This is a genomic window from Deltaproteobacteria bacterium, from assembly GCA_020845895.1.
Classification (GTDB): Bacteria; Lernaellota; Lernaellaia; order JACKCT01; family JACKCT01; genus JADLEX01.
Genome location: JADLEX010000094.1, coordinates 15595 through 36890 on the forward strand (window position 1 = coordinate 15595; position 21296 = coordinate 36890).

Genomic DNA, 21296 nt, shown 5'->3' on the forward strand with positions numbered 1-21296 from the left:
CGATGGCGCAGGAACTCCGACAATCGCTGAAACTCACGCAGCAGCTCGTGATGACGCCGCAGTTGCAGCAGGCGATCAAGCTGCTGCAACTCACGCGTCTGGAACTGGCCGACGCGATTTCGCAGGAACTGCTCGAAAATCCCGTGCTCGAGGAGATCGACGAACTCGAAGAAGCCCGTGCGGCCCAAAAGGAACTTCCGGACTCGGTCGGAGAGCCCGAAGCGCACGACCTGGGAACGGATCATGACACCGAACGGCTGCCCTCGTTGTCGGACATCAAGGACATCGACTGGCGGCAGTATTTCGAGCAGCAGGGCGTCGAGGATTATCAGGGCGGATACGAGGCGCCGGAGGATCGCGAGGAATTCGAATCGCCCATCACGAAAACCGAAACGCTGGCCGAGCACCTCGAATGGCAGGTGCGCCTATCGGATGTCGACAATGCGATTCGCGGCATGGCGATCTATCTGGTGGGCGAGATCGACGACGACGGTTATCTCAAGCGGCCGCTCGCCGAAATCGCCGAATCGCAGAAGTGGGACATCGACGACGTGGAGGAAGCGCTCGCGGTGATCCAGGAATTCGATCCGCCCGGCGTGGGCGCGCGCGATCTGCGTGAATGCCTGCTCCTGCAACTGCGCCAGATGCCGGGCGACCATGCGAATCTGCGAAAGCTGGTCGAAAACCACCTGCACGATCTGGAAACGCGCAATTACAACGCCATCATGAAGGCGATGGGCATCACCTCCGACGTCCTGTCCCGGTTGTTGCGCGAGATCGGCTGCCTCGAGCCCAAACCGGGGCGACCCTTCGGCGGCAAGCCGGTGCAGCACATCGTGCCCGACATCTACGTCGTCAAGGTCGGCGACGACTACGAGGTGCTGCTCAACGACGACGGCCTGCCCAAGCTGCGCGTATCGAACTACTACAAGGACATGCTGGCCGTGCGCGACGCGGCCACGTCGAAAAAGGAACGCGAGTACATTCACGAAAAGTTGCGCTCCGCGATGTGGATGATCCGGTCGATCCACCAACGCCAGCGCACGATCTACAAGGTCACGCAGTCCATCGTGAAACGCCAGCGCGGCTTTTTCGACCGCGGTGCGGTGGGACTCTCGCCGATGGTGCTCCGCGACGTCGCCGAGGACATCGAGATGCACGAGTCGACCGTGTCTCGCGCCACGACGAACAAGTACGTGCACACGCCGCAGGGAATCCATGAACTGAAGTTTTTTTTCAATTCGGGCATCGACTCGTCGAGCGGCGACCAGATCGCGTCCGAAGCCGTGAAGCAGCACATCCACAAGCTGATTTCCAGTGAGGACCCGAAGAAGCCGTTCTCGGATCAGGAGATCGTCACGATCCTGCTGAAAAAGCACGGGATCGTGATCGCGCGGCGCACCGTCACCAAGTATCGCGAGTTGCTCGGAATCCTGTCGTCGAGCAAACGCCGACGCGTGCTATGACCACCCGGCAGGCCAGGAGAGATCCATGAAATTTTCGGTGACTTTTCGGCACACGGAACCCACGGACGCGATCAAGGAGTATGCCGAACAGAAGCTCGGCAAAGTGAAAAAGTACCTCAACGAACCCATCGACGTGAACGTCGTCCTCAGCGTGGAAAAATTCCGGCACATCGCCGAGGCGTCGCTCACGGCCGACCGCCAGACGATCACCTGCCACGAGGAAACGCAGGACATGTACAGCGCGATCGACGGGCTCGCCGACAAGCTGGAAGTTCAGGTCAAGAAGGCGAAGGGCCGGATGCATTCGCGTCGCGTCGCGGTCGCGGAAACCGAGGCGGAAACCGACTGAACGTCCCGGCGCGGGGGTATCGTTCGCGCGGCGAACGATCCGGACCGACGGCGACGTCATGGAATCGAAATATGCGGATCGTGGAATATCTCTCACCGGGAGTGATCGCGCCGAGCCTCGCGGCCGGGGATCGTCGGGACGTCTTGCGCGAACTCGTGGAACTCGCCGGACGACAGGACCCTGACCTCGATCCGGCCGAGGCGTTTCGCGCGCTTTGGGAACGCGAACGTCTCGGCAGCACGGGTGTCGGCGATGGCGTGGCGATCCCGCACGCCAAGGTGCCGGGCCTGCGACGTATTCTCGCGGCGTTCGGCCGTTCGGTCGCCGGGATCGAGTTCGAGAGCATCGACGAGCGTCCCGCGCATTTGTTCTTTGCAATTCTGGCCCCGGACAATTCGGTCGGCGCGCACCTGTCGCTGCTGGCGCGCATCAGCAGGGTTTGTCAGACGCCGGGCGAGACCGAACGACTCATGGCGGCGGTTGACGCGACGGAGATTCGGCGCATCATCGACCTCGCCGATCAGAACGAGTGAGGGGGACGCCGTGGCGTATATCCGCGTCGGCGAAATGCTGGAGCACGAGCAGGACAACCTCGAGATGACGCTCATCACCGGGCAGGGCGGACTCGACAACAAGATCTACGTCCCGCACATCCAGAAGCCCGGCCTCGCCATGGCGGGGTACACCAAACACGTCGTCAACCACCGGATGCAGGTCTTCGGCAAGACCGAGATCAGCTATCTGCACGACCAGAAGCCCGCCGCGGCCCGCAAGATCCTCACCGCGTTTTTCGAAAAGGGCGTTTGTTGCTGCGTCGTGACGCGGTTTCAGAAAGTCCCCGAAGTCTTCGTGGAGCTGGCCGAATCGTCGAAAACGCCGGTGCTCAGGACGCGCTTGACCACGCAGGAGTTCATCAATCGCGCGACGCGGTTTCTCGAATCGCGGTTCGCGCGGCGCACCACCATGCACGGCGTGCTCGTCGATGTCTTCGGCGTCGGCGTGCTCATGCTCGGCAAGAGCGCCATCGGCAAGAGTGAATGCGCCCTCGATCTCATCCTCAAGGGCCATCGCCTCGTCGCCGACGACATTGTCGAGCTCGCCCGCGGCGGACCCGATTCCATCAACGGGCGCGGCCCCCAGATCACCAAGTACCTCATGGAGATCCGCGGCCTCGGCATCATCAACATCAAGGAGATGTTCGGCATCGGGGCGATTCGCGACAAGAAGAAGGTGCACCTGGTGGTGCGTCTCGTGGAGTGGAACGAAAACACCGAGTACGACCGCGTCGGCCTCGACGACCAGTTCTACCAGATCCTCGGCGTCGAGCTGCCGATGGTGACGATTCCCGTCCGTCCGGGCCGCAACCTCACCGCCATCGTGGAGGTCGCCGCGCGCAACCACCTGCTCAAGCTCGAAGGCTATCACGCGGCCAAGGAGTTTCAGGACGGATTGCTCGCGAAAATCGCGGGGCAGGAGGAGAAGGTCTCCGACGACGACGTGCTCGAGGAAGCGGAATGAAAGACGTCTCGATCCTCATTCTGACCGGCATGTCGGGGTCGGGGAAAAGCATCGCGATCAAAGCGCTCGAGGACATCGGTTATTTCTGCATCGACAACATGCCGATCGCCCTATTGCCCAAGCTGCTGGAGCTTTCGGACACGGCGTCGGAATACACCCGCTATGCCCTGGTCATGGACAGCCGCGCGGCGAACTTCACGGACGAGTACGACCAGATCCGCAAGTCCTCGATCGACGCGGGCTATCCCATCCACACGGTTTTTCTCGACGCGTCGGACGAGAGCCTCGTGAGACGGTTCTCCGAGACGCGTCGCCCGCATCCGCTCGACGCGACGGGCGACCTGATGGAGGCGATCCAGAACGAACGCGAGCGCCTCGCGCATCTGCGCGCCGCGGCCGACGACGTGATCGACACGTCGAGCCTGTCGGTGCACGATCTGCGCCGCGACCTGCAGGAGCGATTCGGACCCTCGGGCGACAAGTTTCCCCTGCGCATCACGTTTAAGAGCTTCGGCTACAAGTTCGGCGTGCCGACCGACGCCAACCTGATGTTCGACGTGCGCTTCCTGCCCAACCCCTACTTTGTTCCCGACCTCAAACCGTTCACCGGACGTGACGAAAAGGTCGCGGAATACGTCCTGAATCAGGACGTCACGAAACGTTTCGTCGACACCGTCGCCGAGTTCCTGCGCTTCCTGTTGCCGTATTATGAGAAAGAAGGTAAGCACTACCTCACCGTCGCCATCGGCTGCACCGGGGGAGCCCACCGTTCCGTCGCGATCGTCGAACATCTGGCGAAGACCTTTCGGACGGGGAAACACCAGTCCACCGTGGTTCACCGGGATCTCAAACGATATCAGGAGCCCTGAGCGGGACGCGCCGGGCGTTCGCGCGGCGCCGGGAGAGTTCGACGCATGGTCGGCATGGTTGTTGTGGCCCACGGAATGTTGGCCCAGGAAATCATCAAGACGACGAGCACGATCGAGGGCCGTCCCGTCGAACGCGCCATCGCCGTGGAAATCGACGCGCTGGAAGATCCGTCCGCGGTGGCCAAGCGCATCGACCACGCCGTTCGCGCGGTGGATGACGGCGACGGCGTCCTGATCCTGACGGACATGTTCGGCGGAACGCCGTCCAACGTCGCCCTGTCGCTGCTGGCCGAAGGGCGGATCGAGGTCGTGAGCGGCCTGAACCTGCCGATGATGATGTATCTGGCGCACCACCGCGACGGCCTTTCGCTCGCGGAATTGGCCCGCTCCATCATCGAAGTGGGTCGCGAACACATCTCGCTCGCCAGCGAGTTCCTGAGCGATGGCGCACGATAAAGACCCCGGGCTCACGGTCACTCGCGACGTTTTGGTGCGCAACAAGCAGGGCATTCACCTGCGCCCCGCGTCGAAGATCGTCAAGGCAATGGCCCGCTTCGAGTGCGAGATCTACCTGCACAAGGGCGATCGCGCGGCGAACGCGAAGAGCATCATGAGCGTGACCACGTTGATCGCGCCGAAAAACACCGTGCTGACGATCCGCGCGGTGGGTCCGGATGCCGAGGAAGCGAGCGCCGCGCTCGAAACGCTGTTCGTCGAAAAGTTCGGAGAGGAGTGATGAGCGACTCCGAGCTCGTCTGCCGGAAATTCAAGGGAAATGTCGGCGCGCCTGGCGTGATCGTCGGCCTCGCGTATTGCATCGACCGCGCGAAGCTGCGCGTCACGATGCGCCTCGTGCTCCCCGAGCTCGTCCTGCTCGAAAAATCCCGTGTCCACGACGCCATCGAAAAGAGCCGCGCCCAGCTCGAAGCCGCGCTCGGACGCGATCTGCAGGAGGATCACCGGCTGATCCTCGAGGCGCACCTGGCCTGGCTCGCCGACGAGTACATGATCCAGGAAGTGCTCCGGCACATCGAAACCGACCGCATCAACGCCGAATGGGCCGTCAAGAAGCTCTTCGACGGGCTCAAGGCCACGCTCGCGGGCGAATCCGAACGCACGCGCATCGAGCGCACGCAGCTCTTCGACGAGGTCGCCCAACGCCTGATCCGCAACCTGATGGGCGTGCAGGACGAGAGCCTGGACGGCGTGCCTCCGGGCGTCGTCATCGTCTCGCACAACATCTCGCCCGGCGACATGGCCCATATCGACCGCGAGCGCGTGGTCGGGCTCGCGACCGATCTGGGCGGCCCGACGAGCCATTCGTCGATTCTCGCGCGCGGGATGGAACTGCCGACGGTGGTCGGCCTCGAGCACATCACGTCGCACGTCAAGACGGGCGATGTGCTGATCCTCGACGCGCAGGACGGCCTCGTCTTCGTCCACCCGAGCCTCGAACTCATCGACGAATACCAAGAGAAGATCCGCAAGCGCGCAGCCCGCACGGCCGAGCTGCTGGAAATGAAGGACCTGCCGTGCGTCACCGCGGACGGCGTCGCCGTCGGATTGCAGGTCAACATCGACCTTCCCGAGGAAATGCGCCTCGCGACGAACGTCGGCATCCGCGACATCGGCCTGTTCCGCACGGAATTCATTTTCCTCGCCAAGGGCGGTCCCGCCAGCGAGGACGAGCAGTACGAAATCTACTCGCGACTTCTGCGGGAGGTCGGCCGCGACCACTACGCCACCATCCGTACGCTGGACATGGGTTACGACAAGGTGCTGCCCGAGTTGAACCAGCCGGGCGAATCGAATCCCGCCATGGGACTGCGCGCGATCCGGTTCTGCCTGCAACGCGAGGACATCTTCAAGGATCAGCTCCGCGCCATGCTGCGCGCGTCGGTGCACGGCAACCTTCGAATCATGGTCCCGATGATCTCGTGCCTGTCCGAACTGCGGCGCGCGAAGGGGATTCTGGAGGAAGTGCGTCAGGAGCTCGAACTCGAAGGGCGCGAGTTTTCCGATGACGTACGCCTGGGGATCATGATCGAGGTGCCCAGCGCCGTCATCATCGCGGACATCCTCGCGGCCGAGGTCGATTTCTTCAGCATCGGAACGAACGACTTGATCCAATACACCATGGCCATCGACCGCGAGAACGAAAACGTCGCTTATCTCTACAGCCCCATCCACCAGGCGATTCTGCGAATGATCAAGCAGACGGTGGACGCGGCGCGCGAGGCCCGGATCGAGGTCTCGATGTGCGGCGAAATGGCCGGCGACCTGCAGCTCACCATGCTGCTCATCGGCCTCGGAGTGGACAACCTTTCCATGAGCCCCGCGGCGACCCTGAAGGTCAAGGACCTCGTCCGGCGCATCGACATGGGTGAGGCGCGCGCACTGGCCGGGCGTGTGCTCGGCATGAAGACGCGACGCGAGATCATCGCCCTCGTCAAGGACACGATGCACACCCGGTTCCCCGTCGAATTTCGCGACCATTCCTGGACGATCTAGGGTTCAGAGCGACGCGTTCGCTCGCTCATGCCGCGTCCCCGTTCGTGGGACGATCGGTCGGCGAGAACGGCCGCGTTTCATGACCGGTGGTCATGCTGATTATTTTCTCCAACAAAAACGAACTGTTACATGGTTATTGCGTTCTGAACCGCGGTCATGATAATGTGCGTTTGGGCATGGCGGAGTTATCTTGACACGCAAAGCAGGAATGACCGGCGGTCACCATGCGTTGGGATAACTCCCCGAGACCCGGTTGGCAAGGCCAAAATTCACCGGGAGCGAGTCGAATGACGATCCAGTTGGCGGGGGCGGTCGAGCAGTTTCAGACGGCATGTCGATCGGAGCTCGGGCTCTCCGAAAAAACGGCGAGGGCGTACTCCTACGATCTCGCTCAGTTTGTCGATTTCACCCATGTCGCGAGCCTCTCCGATGTCGGCGTCGAGCGCATCCGCGCCTACGTCGAGGACCTCGAAAGTCGCCAGGATCTCAAACCGACGACCGTGCGTCGAAAGGTCATGACCCTCAAGGCGTTCTTCGGCTATTTCCGCGAACGGGGCGCGATCCCCGGCAATCCCGCGGATGAACTCGGCTACAAGCAGCAAATCCAGAAGACGCAGCCGCGCATTCTGAATTCGGGCGACCTCGTTCGCCTTCTGCAGTGCGTGGACGGCGAGGTCGAGCGTTATTCGGAGATGCTGCGCCCCGGTTGCGGTCGGCGTATTCGCCTGTTTCACGACAACGCGATTCGCGACCGGGCCATTATCGAGCTGCTGTTCTCCACGGCGATGCGCATCGGCGAACTCACCGAGCTCGACATCGAAGACGTGGACCTCGACCTTGGAACAATCCATGTCGAGGGAAAAGGCAATCGCGACCGGCATCTGGTGGTCGCGGGCGAAAAGACCCTGGCGGCCCTTCGCGAATACTGGAAGATCCGCCGACTGGCGAACGGCGGCTGCCCGGCGTTCTTCCTCAACCGCTGTCCCGGACGGCTCTCGATCTTCGCCGTCGAGAATATGTTCGAACGAATCCGCAAGGCCGCGGGCATCCGCCGCCGGGTGACCCCCCACGCGCTCCGACATACGATGGCCACGATGCTGCTCAACAACGGCATGGCCATGGAACGAATCCGCGACATCCTCGGTCACAGCTCGCTCGTGACGACGCAGGTTTACGACGAGGTCGCTCCGCGTCGGCAAAAGAAGGTGCTGGATTTTCTCAACGAGGAACGACGTCTCGACGTCGGCGTCCTCGGTGAGGACGAAGCCGACGAACCGGTGTTGCCGGTGATCGCGACGCGCGGATGAAATCGGCGGGCGCCGATGACGCGGGGCGGGAATTGTCCAGAGACGAATTCTCGGCGGACAAATCCTTGCCAGACGAGACGTTGCGCGGCTAATTTGAAGCCGTGAAACCCCAAATCGGGCGAACAATGACGAAGACTGTCATGGCGCGTGTCGTCCTGCTGATGGCGCTGTGCGCCGCGCTCGTCGCCGCCGGCGCGTGTTCGAAGAAGGCCGACGAGGACAAACCCCCCGCGCCATCGGTGCCCACGGAGGTTCCCGCCCCGGACGTTCCCATCTTCGAGCCCGCCGTCATGGACGCCCGCGAAGCGGGTCCCGGCGGGTATCGCCTCATGTACACGACGCACTCGCCGATGGAATCGGTCCTCAACTTCATCGAGACGCGTTGGGTCGAGCGGGGGTGGATCGCGGTCGCGAGCGTGCCCGAAAAGGAAACGCGAAAGATGCTCTACTTTCGCAAGGACCAGCGTCTCCTGATGGCCGTCGTGGAGTTGACGGGCGAAGACGGCGGATGCCGTTTCACCGTCATGGAGACCCTCGGCGAGAGCCCGCGCGGAAACGTGCTGACCGGGCCGGCCGAGGAAGGCGCACCCCCCGAAGCGCAGGGAGCGCCGGAAGGCGAGGCCGCGCCGTCCGGTCACTGACGCGCGTGCGTGTCGATCCGTTCATCCAGCAGGTTCTGAAAACCGCGCGCCGCCACGAGATGTGGCGCGCCGGGGACATCGTGCTCGTCGCGCTGTCCGGCGGGCGCGATTCGGTGGCGCTCGTCCGCGCGCTCGGGTCGATCGAGCGCCTGTGCGGCATCCGTGTCGTCGCGGGACACGTCGATCATGGTCTTCGCGACGGCAGCGCCGACGACGCGAAATGGGTCGATGCGTTGTGCGCCCGCGAGGGCATCCCGCATCAGCAGTCGAAGCTGGATGCCGGCGCCATCATGCGTTCGCCGCTCGGCATCGAGGCCGCGGCCCGCGAAGCCCGGCATGCGGCGCTGGAAACGATCGCCGACGATCTCGGCGCGACGAAGATCGCCACGGCGCACCATCGGGACGATCAGGCCGAGACGGTTCTGGAGCGTTTGACGCGCGGAGCGGGGACTCGGGGCTTGCGTGGGATCCTGCCCGTTAAGGGCCGGTGGATCCGACCTTTCCTCGAGGTCGACCGCGAACGCATCGCGAATTTCGCGGCCTCGAAACGGCTAAAATGGCGCGAGGACCCCACCAACGCCGACACGAATCTCGCGCGAAACGCGCTTCGCCACATCGTCCTTCCGGCGCTGCGGGAGATTCGGCCGGGTTGCGACGAGGTGCTGGCCCGTGCCGCCGAGATCGCCCGGCGCGAGGACGCGGCCCTGGACCGGGTCTTCCGCGACGTGCTCGCGTCCTGTGCGCGGCTCGAATCCGGCATCTGGGTCCTTTGCGTCGAGGCACTCTTGGCGACGGATATCGAACGCCGACGCGTGTTCTGGCACCGGTTTTTGTGGGAAATCGGCTCGAATCGCGTGGATCTGGACCTCGCCGACGACCTGGAACGGCTCATTTTCGCGGATCACCGTCAGCCGGGATTCCCGATCGGGTCGGACTTTTTCGCCCGCCGGGAGAGCTTCGTCATCACGATCGCCCCCGCCAGGACAGCCGCTCGCGGAGCGTGATCGTCGCGTTCGGTGGTCCCGATCGGATGATTTTCATCATCAATCCGCATTTTCATTTTAACAACCGTCGGTTTCCGCCGATAACTCCATTTGACGAATGGGGAGCTTGTCATGCTGGTCGTTCGCGATTGGTTTCCGGAAGAAAACTGGCTCAAGACCATGGAAAAACACTGGAAATCCCAGCCGGTGATCGTGGCCGTGGACGACGTGGTCGAGGACCTGTGGGCGCTGGACGCCCTGCTTGAAAACGACGGTTACAACGATGTGAGCCTCGTCGACGACTACACCCGCGCCATGGACCGCATCCGGTCGCAGAATCCCGACCTGCTGATGGTGTCCCTGTCGGCGTTCTGCGGGCGGGGGATCGAACTGATCGACCAGATCGCCCGTGACCCCTACCTCAAGGGCATCCCCCTCGTCGCGCTGTCGTCGTCCTCGGACAACGGCCTGCGCGCCAAAGCCTCGGCCCTGGGAGTGCTCGAGATCCTGCCCAAGCCCTACGACGCGGTGGAAACCTCCCTTCGGCTGCGCAACGTGCTGCGCGTCAAGGCGTTTCAGGACTTCCTGCAGGACGAAAACCGCATCGTCGAGGACCTCGTCCAAAACCGCACAAAGCTGCTTGTCCGCACCCGACTCGAGGTCATCCAGCGCCTCGCCAAGGCGGCGGAGTTCCGCGACAACGAAACCGGTCGCCACGTCATCCGCGTGGGGCTGTATTCGGCGCTCATGGGGCGCGGGCTCGGGCTGCCGCAGGACCAGGTGGACATGCTCGCCCACACGGCCCCCATGCACGACCTCGGCAAGATCGGCATCCGCGACGGCATCCTGCTCAAGGCCGGCAAGCTCACCGCCGAGGAATGGGACACCATGAAGACGCACACCCTCATCGGCTACGAGATGCTGATGGAACGCACGGCCACGCCCGCCGACGTCCGCTCCGTGCTCGGTGCGAAGTCCGAACACCTCGACGACAACCACTTGATTCGCACCTCGGCGATGATCGCGCTGACGCACCACGAGCATCTCGACGGCACCGGCTACCCCTTCGGACTTCGCGCCTACGAAATCCCGCTCGAAGGCCGTATCGTCGCGATTGCCGACGTCTATGACGCGCTCCAGTCCGAGCGCCCCTACAAGCGCGCGTTCCCCATGGAGAAGTGCCTCCAGATCCTGCGCGAATCCTCGGGCACGCACGTCGATCCGATGATCCTCGAGGTCTTCATGGAACATCTCGACGACGTTCGCCGCATACAGGACGAGTACGCCGAACCGCTCGGTGAGGCCGTCTGAGCGCGGTTTCCGCTCCCCATTGATCCCGGCCATATCGTCGCGAACATTCCTGCGCCAAAATGTCACATTTCCCGGATTGGGGGGCGGCATGACGGCGTGGATCGAATTCCAGGAAGGCGGACACGGCGGACCGGAGACGGAGCGTGCGCTGGACAACGTCCGACTGCGTCGCGGCAAGGTCGCGAACGTGTTTCGCGCGCAGGGTCTTCTGCCGCACACCATCGCCCCGCATCTCGATCTCTACACCGCGTTGATGTTCGGCCCGGGCCCGCTTTCGCGGGAGGATCGGGAACTCGTCGCCGTCGTCGTGTCGAGTTTCAACGACTGCGAGTACTGCGTGGCGCATCATTCGGAGGCGCTGCGCGGTTCGTGGCGCAACGACGAGCGCGTTCGCACGGCGGCGCGCGACTTCCGCCGTCTGCCTCTGCCGCGCAAGACGCAGCTTCTGCTCGAATACGCCGAGCAGCTCACGCACAAGCCGTTTTCGATGGATGTCTCGCTGATCGACGAACTGCGCGAGGCCGGGGCGGGCGACGACGAGATCCTTCAGGTCAATCTGATCACCGCGTATTTCAACTTCGTCAATCGCGTGGCACTCGGTCTCGGCGTGACGCACACCGACGAAGAGGTGTCGGGGTATCTCGACGAAGAGCGGTAACGCCCGCCGCACTTGGCCCCGCCCCGGTCTTCGTTGACGCTGCGCGGGATTTCCCCTAGGTTTTTCGCACTCCATCTCCACCCGCGCGGGGCGGTTCGGGGGCTCGGATGCGATCGTTTTCTTTGCGGATTTTCATCGGCCTGTTCGGGATTTTCGTGCTGGTTTCGGTCGCGGCCGCGGCCGGAGGAAAAGCCCCCGCGTTTTCGCTCAAGGACGCGTCGGGCAAGAGCTACGCCCTGGCCGATTACGCCGACAAAAAGGCCGTGCTCATGACGTTTTGGGCGAGCTGGTGCAAGCCGTGTTTGCTCGAAATGCCCATGATGGAAAAGATCTACCAGCAATACAAAGACCAGGGCTTCGAGATCCTGTCCATCAACACCGACACGGCGTCGGGCGTGCCCAAGGCCAAGCAGATCGTGGAGCGCAAGGCCGTCACCTATCCCGTTCTCTACGACACCGACTCCAACGTGACGGGAATCTACAACCAACAGGGCGCGTTCCCGTACACCGTGCTCATCAACGCGGCGGGCGAGATCGTGTACACGCACAAGGGATTCACGCCGGGCGACGAAAAGGAACTCGACGAGAAGATCCGCGCGGCGATCGGCGCGAAGTGACATGCGTGGCCGTACCGTCATCGTCCTCGTGGCGTGCATCGCCCTATCGGTCGGCGCCGCCGATGCGTTCGAGTGGCAAACCCCTGTCACCGACTCGTTCAACATCCTGAACAGCGCGAAATTTCTCTACGACCAGACCGCCGTGGACGAGGACGAGCGCTTCGGCGCGTGGATCAACCGCCTGAACCTCACGGCGATCAAGGGTCCGTTCACGGCCGGGGTGCGTTACGACACCGAGTTCTATTTCGAGAAGGAACAATACGCACTCAAGTACCTGCTCGAAAAGGCGTACGTGCAGTACCAGGACGGCATGTGGTTCGCGCGGGCGGGCGACTTCTACAACCGCATGGGCAGCGGCCTCGTTTTGTCGCTCACCAAGCGCGACGAATTCGGCCAGGACAACACGGTGCGCGGCGGCGTCGGCCAGTGGAGCGCCCGGGACGGTTACGTGGAGCTGCGCGCGCTGGGCGGCTTCGTCAACGAGGGCGACGACCTGTATTTCGAGCCCGCCCGAACGCGCGAAGAAGAGCCGGGCTTCGACGAGGAAGACACGGTGTACGGCGGGCAGATGGTCGCCGGCGTGCCGCGGTGGGGATTCGTTTCGGCCCGTTACGCCGGAGGAACACTTCGCTACGACGAGTCGCTGGGCGCGACGGCGCAGGAAGAGGACGACCCCTACCACGTGTTCGGCGTCGGCGCCGAGTGGCTGCAATTCGGCGGGCACGGTTCGTTCGCGGGCGAATATGCGTGGTATGAGTTGACCGACCAGAAGAAGGCCGTCGAGGACGTGGAGACCGAAGGCCGCGCGGCCTACGCGAGCCTGAACCTCAACTTCGGCCCGGTCACCTTCATCGGCGAGGGGCAGGACTATTTTCGATTCGCGTATCCGCACTGCGAGCCGCCGATTCTGGAGTTCGAAAAGCAGACCTTCGGGCACCTGCCCGATCGCACCGACATTCTCGGCGCTCGCGGGTTTCTCGAGGTCGAGGTTCCGGTGATCGACGTTTCGGTGTTCGGCAACTACTACCGCGCCGACCGGCACAATGCCGCGCCGGGCGATCTCGCCGCGCACTACGAGGCCGAGGACCTGGAGCAGTGGGTCGAGCACTCGTACGGCGGCGTTGAAAAGCAGTTCGCGAACGGCGCGTACGTGATGGGCAGCGGCGGTTACCGCGAGGAGCCCGAGGGCCGATGGCTGCACGGCGAGTTCGACGCGGGCGCGCCCGTGGCCGCCGAACACGAACTCACCATCGAGTCGCGCTGGAAGGACTTTTCCGGCATGGCGATTTATATGGGCACCGAGTACGGTTCTTACTCGGTCGCGCCGACATGGAACTGGGCGTCGCGACTGTCGGTGACGGGCCGGTACGAGCACTCGGACGAGCCGCTGTCGTCCGGGTCCGGACTCTCGCGCGAGACCAAGGACGATCCCGAGTTCTGGTCGGGCGAGGCGACGATCACGGCGGGCACGCACGTCGATGTCACGCTGTTCTATGGGCGCATCAAGGGCGGGCTCGTCTGTTCGGGCGGCGTATGCCGCGAGGTCCCGCCCTTCGACGGCGCGCGGGCCGATCTGACACTGAAATTCTAGGCCGAGAACTTATTTGGAGTGAATCATGACCATGCGTTTTGCGAACAAGGTCGTGGTGGTGACGGGCGCGAGCCGGGGCATCGGGCGCGAGGTGGCGCTGCGTTTCGCCGCCGAGGGCGCGAAGGTCGTGTTGGTCAGCCGCAAGCTCGACGCGCTCGAGACCGTCGCGGGCGAGATCCGCGCGGCGGGCGGCGAGGCGGCGGCCGTCGCTTGCCACGTCGGCGAGGTCGCGAAGATCCCCGAGGCGGTCGCGGCGATCAAAGCCGCGTATGGGCGCATCGACGTGCTCGTGAACAACGCGGCGACCAACCCCATCTTCGGGCCGTCGCTCTTCGCCGAGGAATCGGCCTTCGACAAGATCTTCGCCGTCAACGTGAAAGGTCCGTTCTTTTTGTGCAAGGAAACTTTGCCGACGTTTCAGGAGCAGGGCGGCGGCGTGATCGTCAACATCGCGTCCACGGCGGGGCTTGTTCCCATGCCGGGGCTCGGCGTGTACTCGGTCAGCAAGTCGGCGCTCATCGGCCTCGGCAAAATGCTTGCGTCCGAGTGGGCGCCGTTTCACGTGCGCGTCAACACGGTCTGCCCGGGCCTCATCAAGACGAAGTTCTCGCAGGCGCTGTGGGGCACCGACGAGATCCTGAGTCAGGTGATTGCCATGCAAAAGGTCCAGCGCCTCGGCCGGCCCGAGGACGTGGCCGGGGCGGTGCTCTTTCTCGCCTCCGACGACTCGGCGTTCATGACCGGACAGACCATGGTCGTCGACGGCGGCGTGCTGTAGGGCCGCGCGGCGCGATGCACCGACACGAAACCGACATCGACCGAATCCGCCGGGAATGCCGCGACTTCCTGCGGCAGCACTCCCTGCTCACGTGGTATCACCGCACGCAGGGCTCGACGAAAGACACCACCGGCGTGTACGCCGAGCACGAGCACCTCTTCACCTCCGAGACATTGGCGGTCGTCGTCGCGGCGATGAACGCTTCGAGCGAGGGCCCGGAGCGCCGGGCGCTCGAGTACCTGCACGCGTACCTGATGCAGGAAACGATCTACGCCGAGACGCCGGAGCTCGACGACGCGATCGGGAATTTTCTCGGCAACGCCGTCTTCCTCATCGACGGGCAGGAGTACGACTTTCAGGAGCTTTCCTCGCTGCTCGGCCGCGAACCCGACCCCGCGCGTCGCGCCGATCTCTCGCACGCCGCCACGCCGATTCTGCGCGACCTGCAGCCGCGAATGATCGAGAAGATCCGACGGCACGAAGAGCTGGCGCGCTCCTTCGGACTTCCGGGATATATCGAATTGTCGGAGCGATTGCGCGCGACGTCGTTCGCAACGCTCGCGGAACAGGCCCGCGCGTTTCTCGACGACACGCACGCCGCGATGCACCGCCTGCTCGAGTGGGCCGTGCCGCGCCGACTGGGGATTGCCGTGACCGGGCTGCGCCGTCCGGATTTGCCCGCGCTGCTTCGCCATCCCCGCGCCGATGCGTTCTTTCCTCGCGAGGGCATCGTCGCGGTGATGGACCGGTTCCTCGACCAGCTCGGCATCGACCCGGGCGTGGTCATCATCGACGATGAGGACCGACCGAAAAAGAACCCGCGCGCGGCATGTTTTCCCATCGACGTGCCCGGTGACGTGCGCATCTCGATCAAGCCGGGCGGCGGGCTCGAAGACTACACGACCTGGTTTCACGAAATGGGCCACGCGATGCACTTCGCGCACACGGCGACACCCGTCTTCGAGTTTCAACAGCTCGGGCCGAGCGCCGTCAGCGAGGCGTTCGCGTTCCTGTTCGAATCGGTGTTCGAATCGCGATATTTTCTGCGCGAGGAGATGGGGCTCTCGGTCGAAGCCGTCGAGGAGACCGCGCGCCACGGCGCGTTCGTCAAGCTCTACATGGTCCGCCGACATTGCGCGAAGCTGCTCTACGAACTCGACCTGTTCGGCGGGGTCATGGACCCGCGCGACTCGTACCGCCGCCATCTGTCGCGCGCCTACGGTATCGACCTGACCGCCGAGGACGCCGAGCGATTCCTGCTCGACATGGACGATTTTTTCTACTGCGCCGACTACCTGCGGGCATGGTTTCTCGAATCGCAACTCGAACGCGCGCTCACCTCGCGATTTGGCGAGCGTTGGTATCGAACCGTCGAGGCCGGGACGTTTCTGAAGGATCTGTGGAGCCGCGGTTCACGCGAAACGGCGGAGGAGATCGCGGCGAGCATCGGCGACCACGGCGTCACGCCGCACGCGCTGGTGGCACGGTTGACGTCGGCCGCGGCCGAGGGTGGGATCGGCGAATGAGCCCCGTGAAACTCCCTCCGCCGTGCATGGAATTCCTCAACTCGGAACTGATCGAGGCCGGCGAGGGGCGGGCGCGAATCCGCTTCGTTCCGGACGAACGCATGGAAAATCCGTACGGCGTTATCCAGGGCGGTATCCTCGCGGCGATGCTCGACAACACCATCGGCCCGGCGGTCGCGTTCACGCACCCCGACCGCGCGTCGTCAACGATCCATCTCGCCGTGAACTTCCTTCGGTCCGTGCGCGCGGGTGAGGTCATCGTCGGTACCGCCGAGGTCGTGAAGAGCGGCCGCCGCCAGGTGTACGTCGAAGCGCAGCTCGAACGTGAGAGCGACGGCGCGCTGCTCGTGCGTGCGTCGGCGACCAACGTTTTCATGGACCTGCCGGACGGCGGCGGGAAGCCGCCCGCGAATATGTGAAGAAACCCGCACGAATCGGCTATCGCGCGCGCAATTGATGCGCGTCAATGCGACAATTCCCATTCGCGCGAAAATGCCCACGTCAACCTCGAAGCCCGAGACGGGCGGAATTCAAACAGCGGAGAAGCCATGAGCGAACTCATCAACAACCGCGAACACCGCATCGAAACGATGAAGACCGTCATCCGCCACCTGCACGCGGGAAAGCCCGCCGATGAAGTGCGCGGCATGCTGCGCGACCTGGTGCGCGAGACCGACGCGACCGAGATCGCCGCGATGGAGCAATCGCTGATCGGCGACGGCATGCAGATCGAGGAAGTGAAGTCGATGTGCGACCTGCACTCCGCCGTGCTGCGCGAGGTGATGGTCGAGCGTCAGGAGGCCGTGCTCGTCCCCGGCCACCCGGTGCACACGTTCAGGGCGGAAAACGACGCCTTGCGCGGCGTGATCGGGCGGATGCGCGAGATTCAGCAGCGCATCGTGGACAGCCCCGACGACGCCCCCGTGGATGCTCAACTCATCGCGTCGTGGCGTGGCGCGGCGAACGAACTGGCTGACGTCGAGAAGCATTACGCACGCAAGGAAAACCTGCTGTTTTCGTTCCTCGAGGGCCACGGCATCACCGGTCCCTCGAAGGTGATGTGGGCGAAAGACGACGATGTGCGCGCGCTGGTGAAGAACCTCCACGAAGCCCTGCGTGCGGGCGAAGCCACCCTCGCCGAATGGAAGCTCGTCGTCTGGGGCGTCGCCGAACCGACGCTCGCGGCGATGGAGGAGATGTTCTTCAAGGAAGAGAACATCCTGTTCCCGCTCTCGATGTCCACGCTGACCGACGACGAGTGGGGGCAGGTGTACGCGCAGTCGCCGGAATACGGCTGGTGCCTCGTCGCACCCGAAAGCGGATACACGCCGCCCGAACCGAAGCACCCCGATCAGGTGCATCAGGTGCCCGCGGGCAAGTCGATCACGTTCCCCTCGGGGCATCTCACGTTCGAGCAGTTGCTCGGCCTCTTCATTGCGCTGCCCGTCGATCTGACCTTCGTCGATGCCGACGACCGTGTGCGTTTCTTCTCGGAAGGACCCGACCGCGTCTTCGCGCGCAGCCGTGCGATCATCGGGCGGCTCGTGCAGCACTGCCATCCGCCCAAGAGCGTCGACATGGTCGAGCGCATCCTGCACGACTTCAAATCCGGGACGCAGAGCGTTGCCGAGTTTTGGATCGAAATGCACGGGAAATTCGTCCACATTCGCTATTTCGCGGTGCGCGACGAGAAGGGGGCCTATCAGGGCACGCTCGAAGTCACGCAGGACCTCACGCGGCTTCGCGCTCTGACGGGAGAGCGCCGGCTGCTGCAATACGACAGCGCTCCCGCCGGGAGTCCGTCATGAACGCGGCGCGCAGTGAAATTCTCGCGACGACCCGAGTGGGCGCGCTGCTCGACGCCTATCCCGAACTCGAAGCGGAACTGCTCGACATCTCGCCCGCGTTCTCGAAGCTGAAAAACCCCATCCTGCGCAAGACGGTCGCCAAGGTCGCGACGCTGCGCATGGCGGCGGAGATGGCCGGCGTGCCGGTCGGCGAACTCGTGAACCGGCTGCGTCGCGCGGCCGGGCAGGGCGAGACGACGGTCGAATCGGCCGCGCCCGTGGATGACGACGCGACGTGGATCGCCGCCGTGCGCGAGGTGCATCGCTTCGACGCCGAGGAGATGCTGTCGCGCGGCGAGCACCCGCTGGAGCCGGCGATCGACCGTGCTGCGTCGCTCCAGGCCGGCGAGGCGATCGTCGTCGCAAGCCCGTTCCGCCCCGATCCGCTGATCGACGCCTTCCGCAAGAAGGGCTATCGCGTGGCGTGCCGTCAGGTCGAAGCGTCGGCTTTTGAGACGTGGATCTCGCCCAAGGGAACGAATGGCGCGGGCTGAAACGGAAAGAACAATAAAATGTTTGACACGGGGTGAATATGGTGAGATATTGGTGAAAAGGAGGAACGATCATGAAATCAAGGCTGGCGCGACGAGCTAGGGTTCGGTTCATCTGCCTTGTCAGTTTCCTTCTTCTCAACTCATCTCTCGCGCTGACCCAAGCGCAGGATCAGGCAATTCCCGCCCTGACGCGCGACCCCGAAATTCTGGCGCGTCTCGACGATGCCGCGCCGAATGCCCACCACGCCGAGGCGGCCTATTATTCCGAGAAGATTTTCGATGTGAACGGTAATTTTTACCGCGACGACGTGGAAGGCGCACTCTGGGGATCGGACGAAAGCGGCGAGCCGCAAAGGTTGGATGACGCCCGGACAACGGATGGCGGCTTCGAGTTCATTCACGTTGCGGGGACTGATCCCATTGCCGACGAAAAAGGGAGAGTACGGATATCGCGCGTTCACGGCGTTGACGCCGGCGGACTCGCAGCGCTGGACCGCAAGGGACTACGAGTCGTTTCTCCGCGAGTCAGGTCTTTCCGAAGACGAAATCGCGCGACGTGTTCAGAACTTCAACCGCCCGACCCCGAATGGATTCACAGCGGATTCCGACAACTCGCCGTTGATGCCAGAATTCCTGGCCGAACTTGAGAAGATGCCACTCGACGAGCCCGTTCGAGTGATGATCCGCCTGAAGTATCAGCCGGAACTCTCCCTTCCGCGACCCGATCTGACCTACGACGAGGATTATCCGGAATTTGCTCTCGAAATGGAGCTTCGCCGCGCGGAAGCCATCGACGACCGTATCGCGGAGATGGACTCGCTCCAACAGGATCTCGTCGAGGAGCTTCTCGCATCCGGTGCCGAGGACATCGTTCAGTTGTGGATCATCAACGCGGTCGCGGCGACTGCGTGCGTCGAGACTATCCTTAGCGTTAAGGAGAGGCATGATATCGAGGCTATATCCGAATATTCCGAGGCAGTAAACGATTCAACCGTCGTAAAACCAACATGGGTGCGAACCAATACCCATGGCGAAATGTTTCGAGACTATGATTTTGACGGCTCAAGATATTCGAGTCGAGGATTTAGCAGAATTACAGTCGGTGTATTGGAGTCCGCGTTTTTCGAAACCGATCATGATGCTTTTATGGACAATCAGTCGGCTAGTAGAATTTTTGGTAAAGTAAACTGTAATTGCATTGTGCCAGTCGAGGGCACCTTCTGCCAAGATTGGGTTCTCGAACCCGACGACGGTTGCATTTTAAACGGTCCATATTGTTTTGACGATCATCGCGACTACTGTTTCTTGGAATCACCCCCAGTGCCAGAAAACAGTTCAGATTATGTTAGATACGTAAAAGACAATTTTCATGCTACGTCCGTAATGGGGATCATAGGCGCCGACTGCTTGGACAGCCAATGTTCTGCTTGGGGTGGAGACGTCGACGAGCAGGCGAAACATTCCGGCGTCGCTCCGGAAGTAGGATTAGTAAGCATTAACAGGGGAAATGGCGAAGAAAGTTTCGCGGCTGCCGTGGAAAAGATGATAAAGCTAAAGTTGGATATAGCTAATATCTCCGCAGGTTACACAGGAGGGACGTATGCTCCTTGCCCTGACGCGTTTCATGCTACTGGGCGAGATCCAGTATCGCTGGCTGCAAATAACGCATATAGAGATGGCATCTTCTTTGTAGCGTCAGCGGGAAACCACAATCCAGACGGCGATACAACAACTAGTTCCGAAGATTGCATTAATGGACCACCTATCTACTCATGGGCTTGCAGTGTGCGAGCTCCGGCCACAGCGGCAGGTGTTTTGGCCGTTGGTGCGTTTGATTCATTTTTGGAATTTCCTTGGTGGCAGTTCGATACTTCTGGATTCGCAAAATCGTATAGTTCTCGAGGTCCGACTTATGATCGACGTGTTAAGCCAGATATCATGGCCCCCACAGATATAGCCTGTCTGCCAAGGTTCGACGATCCTCACCGGTTTTATGATTGCGAATCGCCGTTCGACGATACCGAGCTCGGGGGAACGAGTGCTGCCGCTCCGGTTGTCGCGGGAGCGGCAGCGGATTTGAAAGACTGGATGATTTATAACTGGGACGCGGCCACCGCAAATGACCCCGGGCGTATTTTCGCTAATATTATCAATTTTGGCGACCGGATCGATACCGGTGGACCCATGCAGTTCAGCAACACATATGGCGCAGGTCGCATTCGTTTGCGTCTTCCCACAATTTCGGGTCTTGACACACCATGGTCGTATCGAACCTATCGCTTGAGTTTTGTCGGTGCCGGGCAATCCTACACGCTACCCTTGGGACCTAACGCCACGACAAGCCCGATCCCCGCTAAGGCAAAACTGATCAAGGTAGCCGCATGGTGGTTCGAGCCGGAATTGGAGGCCACACCACTATCCAGCGCGCAACCGTCTCGTTTCGAGATGTGTCTTCGAAATACTGATACGATGGAAACTCATTGTGCACAATCGTACGTACCGTTGGGAGGATCGACGCTGTTGCAGGATCAAAAAATGCATTTGATTCTCGATTCGGTTGGAAACAGTTTTCCAGCGTTCGATTCTGGGCATCCATGGAGTCTTATTTTGACCAATACTTATATGAAGTCCAGTTTTGATATTCGACAAGTGTTTCTCACGTATTTCTGGGAGGATTCCGATCGCGATGATCTTGATTGCGCACCATGCCACGATATCCGAGGTCCTGCCAGGTGTCAATGTGATTTTCAAAACAATCGGTATCTATTTTTCAAGTGAGGTGTGCAATGAATGCAAAACCATTGCAGTCGGCGACGACAATATGTATTAT

Annotated in this window: 22 protein-coding genes; all 22 read left to right on the plus strand. The window is 62.3% G+C overall.

What is annotated here, in order from left to right; translation table 11 throughout:
- Positions 1-2: 2 nt before the first annotated feature.
- The 22 genes from rpoN (at position 3) to IT350_12320 (ending at position 21244) form a co-directional block, all read left to right on the plus strand.
- Positions 3-1466: an RNA polymerase factor sigma-54 gene (gene rpoN / locus IT350_12215; GenBank protein ID MCC6158808.1), complete on the plus strand. Its 1464-nt coding sequence runs from the start codon at positions 3-5 to the stop codon at positions 1464-1466.
- Positions 1467-1491: 25 nt separating this feature from the next.
- On the plus strand, positions 1492-1815 hold the full coding sequence (gene raiA, locus IT350_12220) for a ribosome-associated translation inhibitor RaiA (protein ID MCC6158809.1): 324 nt from the start codon (positions 1492-1494) through the stop codon (positions 1813-1815).
- A 71-nt stretch (positions 1816-1886) separates the two neighbouring features.
- Positions 1887-2348, plus strand: coding sequence for a PTS sugar transporter subunit IIA (locus IT350_12225; protein MCC6158810.1), 462 nt, complete (start codon positions 1887-1889; stop codon positions 2346-2348).
- A gap of 34 nt (positions 2349-2382) precedes the next feature.
- Positions 2383-3333, plus strand: coding sequence for an HPr(Ser) kinase/phosphatase (gene hprK / locus IT350_12230; GenBank protein MCC6158811.1), 951 nt, complete (start codon positions 2383-2385; stop codon positions 3331-3333).
- Positions 3330-4202, plus strand: coding sequence for an RNase adapter RapZ (rapZ, locus tag IT350_12235; GenBank protein MCC6158812.1), 873 nt, complete (start codon positions 3330-3332; stop codon positions 4200-4202). Before hprK ends, rapZ begins: the two co-directional genes overlap by 4 nt.
- Positions 4203-4247: 45 nt before the next feature.
- Complete coding sequence (locus IT350_12240; GenBank protein MCC6158813.1) at positions 4248-4658, plus strand: PTS fructose transporter subunit IIA; 411 nt, start codon at positions 4248-4250, stop codon at positions 4656-4658.
- Positions 4645-4938: an HPr family phosphocarrier protein gene (locus IT350_12245; protein ID MCC6158814.1), complete on the plus strand. Its 294-nt coding sequence runs from the start codon at positions 4645-4647 to the stop codon at positions 4936-4938. Before IT350_12240 ends, IT350_12245 begins: the two co-directional genes overlap by 14 nt.
- Positions 4938-6713 carry a phosphoenolpyruvate--protein phosphotransferase gene (gene ptsP / locus IT350_12250; protein MCC6158815.1) on the plus strand — a complete coding sequence of 592 codons (1776 nt, stop codon included), beginning with the start codon at positions 4938-4940 and terminating at the stop codon, positions 6711-6713. The genes IT350_12245 and ptsP overlap by 1 nt, the downstream gene beginning before the upstream one ends.
- Positions 6714-7000: 287 nt before the next feature.
- Positions 7001-8020, plus strand: a complete 1020-nt coding sequence (locus IT350_12255; GenBank protein ID MCC6158816.1) for a tyrosine-type recombinase/integrase — start codon at positions 7001-7003, stop codon at positions 8018-8020.
- 140 nt (positions 8021-8160) lie between these two features.
- Positions 8161-8661, plus strand: a complete 501-nt coding sequence (locus IT350_12260; GenBank protein MCC6158817.1) for a hypothetical protein — start codon at positions 8161-8163, stop codon at positions 8659-8661.
- Between the two features lie 5 nt (positions 8662-8666).
- A complete protein-coding gene (gene tilS / locus IT350_12265) occupies positions 8667-9665 on the plus strand; it encodes a tRNA lysidine(34) synthetase TilS (protein MCC6158818.1) in 999 nt (332 codons plus the stop codon).
- A 111-nt stretch (positions 9666-9776) separates the two neighbouring features.
- Positions 9777-10955 carry an HD domain-containing protein gene (locus tag IT350_12270; GenBank protein ID MCC6158819.1) on the plus strand — a complete coding sequence of 393 codons (1179 nt, stop codon included), beginning with the start codon at positions 9777-9779 and terminating at the stop codon, positions 10953-10955.
- Between the two features lie 88 nt (positions 10956-11043).
- Entirely contained in the window at positions 11044-11613 is a 570-nt protein-coding gene (locus tag IT350_12275) for a peroxidase-related enzyme (protein MCC6158820.1), read from the plus strand.
- A gap of 107 nt (positions 11614-11720) precedes the next feature.
- The gene (locus IT350_12280) at positions 11721-12230 is read left to right on the plus strand and encodes a TlpA family protein disulfide reductase (protein ID MCC6158821.1); all 510 of its coding nucleotides are present in this window, start codon (positions 11721-11723) and stop codon (positions 12228-12230) included.
- Between the two features lies 1 nt (position 12231).
- Complete coding sequence (locus IT350_12285; protein MCC6158822.1) at positions 12232-13821, plus strand: hypothetical protein; 1590 nt, start codon at positions 12232-12234, stop codon at positions 13819-13821.
- A gap of 25 nt (positions 13822-13846) precedes the next feature.
- On the plus strand, positions 13847-14599 hold the full coding sequence (locus IT350_12290) for an SDR family oxidoreductase (protein MCC6158823.1): 753 nt from the start codon (positions 13847-13849) through the stop codon (positions 14597-14599).
- Positions 14600-14613: 14 nt separating this feature from the next.
- Positions 14614-16125, plus strand: coding sequence for a hypothetical protein (locus IT350_12295; protein ID MCC6158824.1), 1512 nt, complete (start codon positions 14614-14616; stop codon positions 16123-16125).
- A complete protein-coding gene (locus tag IT350_12300) occupies positions 16122-16544 on the plus strand; it encodes a PaaI family thioesterase (protein ID MCC6158825.1) in 423 nt (140 codons plus the stop codon). Before IT350_12295 ends, IT350_12300 begins: the two co-directional genes overlap by 4 nt.
- A 129-nt stretch (positions 16545-16673) precedes the next feature.
- Positions 16674-17933: a DUF438 domain-containing protein gene (locus tag IT350_12305; protein ID MCC6158826.1), complete on the plus strand. Its 1260-nt coding sequence runs from the start codon at positions 16674-16676 to the stop codon at positions 17931-17933.
- Positions 17930-18466 carry a DUF1858 domain-containing protein gene (locus IT350_12310; protein MCC6158827.1) on the plus strand — a complete coding sequence of 179 codons (537 nt, stop codon included), beginning with the start codon at positions 17930-17932 and terminating at the stop codon, positions 18464-18466. Before IT350_12305 ends, IT350_12310 begins: the two co-directional genes overlap by 4 nt.
- A 71-nt stretch (positions 18467-18537) precedes the next feature.
- Positions 18538-19113, plus strand: a complete 576-nt coding sequence (locus tag IT350_12315) for a hypothetical protein (protein ID MCC6158828.1) — start codon at positions 18538-18540, stop codon at positions 19111-19113.
- Positions 19088-21244 carry a S8 family serine peptidase gene (locus IT350_12320; GenBank protein MCC6158829.1) on the plus strand — a complete coding sequence of 719 codons (2157 nt, stop codon included), beginning with the start codon at positions 19088-19090 and terminating at the stop codon, positions 21242-21244. Before IT350_12315 ends, IT350_12320 begins: the two co-directional genes overlap by 26 nt.
- Positions 21245-21296: the final 52 nt, after the last annotated feature.

Bases quoted from the DNA above. Each gene is read 5' to 3' on its own strand.
- rpoN (MCC6158808.1), top strand. From the start codon at position 3: ATGGCGCAGGAACTCCGACAATCGCTGAAACTCACGCAGCAGCTCGTG.
- raiA (MCC6158809.1), top strand. From the start codon at position 1,492: ATGAAATTTTCGGTGACTTTTCGGCACACGGAACCCACGGACGCGATC.
- IT350_12225 (MCC6158810.1), top strand. From the start codon at position 1,887: ATGCGGATCGTGGAATATCTCTCACCGGGAGTGATCGCGCCGAGCCTC.
- hprK (MCC6158811.1), top strand. From the start codon at position 2,383: ATGCTGGAGCACGAGCAGGACAACCTCGAGATGACGCTCATCACCGGG.
- rapZ (MCC6158812.1), top strand. From the start codon at position 3,330: ATGAAAGACGTCTCGATCCTCATTCTGACCGGCATGTCGGGGTCGGGG.
- IT350_12240 (MCC6158813.1), top strand. From the start codon at position 4,248: ATGGTCGGCATGGTTGTTGTGGCCCACGGAATGTTGGCCCAGGAAATC.
- IT350_12245 (MCC6158814.1), top strand. From the start codon at position 4,645: ATGGCGCACGATAAAGACCCCGGGCTCACGGTCACTCGCGACGTTTTG.
- ptsP (MCC6158815.1), top strand. From the start codon at position 4,938: ATGAGCGACTCCGAGCTCGTCTGCCGGAAATTCAAGGGAAATGTCGGC.
- IT350_12255 (MCC6158816.1), top strand. From the start codon at position 7,001: ATGACGATCCAGTTGGCGGGGGCGGTCGAGCAGTTTCAGACGGCATGT.
- IT350_12260 (MCC6158817.1), top strand. From the start codon at position 8,161: ATGGCGCGTGTCGTCCTGCTGATGGCGCTGTGCGCCGCGCTCGTCGCC.
- IT350_12270 (MCC6158819.1), top strand. From the start codon at position 9,777: ATGCTGGTCGTTCGCGATTGGTTTCCGGAAGAAAACTGGCTCAAGACC.
- IT350_12275 (MCC6158820.1), top strand. From the start codon at position 11,044: ATGACGGCGTGGATCGAATTCCAGGAAGGCGGACACGGCGGACCGGAG.
- IT350_12280 (MCC6158821.1), top strand. From the start codon at position 11,721: ATGCGATCGTTTTCTTTGCGGATTTTCATCGGCCTGTTCGGGATTTTC.
- IT350_12285 (MCC6158822.1), top strand. From the start codon at position 12,232: ATGCGTGGCCGTACCGTCATCGTCCTCGTGGCGTGCATCGCCCTATCG.
- IT350_12290 (MCC6158823.1), top strand. From the start codon at position 13,847: ATGACCATGCGTTTTGCGAACAAGGTCGTGGTGGTGACGGGCGCGAGC.
- IT350_12295 (MCC6158824.1), top strand. From the start codon at position 14,614: ATGCACCGACACGAAACCGACATCGACCGAATCCGCCGGGAATGCCGC.
- IT350_12300 (MCC6158825.1), top strand. From the start codon at position 16,122: ATGAGCCCCGTGAAACTCCCTCCGCCGTGCATGGAATTCCTCAACTCG.
- IT350_12305 (MCC6158826.1), top strand. From the start codon at position 16,674: ATGAGCGAACTCATCAACAACCGCGAACACCGCATCGAAACGATGAAG.
- IT350_12310 (MCC6158827.1), top strand. From the start codon at position 17,930: ATGAACGCGGCGCGCAGTGAAATTCTCGCGACGACCCGAGTGGGCGCG.
- IT350_12315 (MCC6158828.1), top strand. From the start codon at position 18,538: ATGAAATCAAGGCTGGCGCGACGAGCTAGGGTTCGGTTCATCTGCCTT.
- IT350_12320 (MCC6158829.1), top strand. From the start codon at position 19,088: ATGCCAGAATTCCTGGCCGAACTTGAGAAGATGCCACTCGACGAGCCC.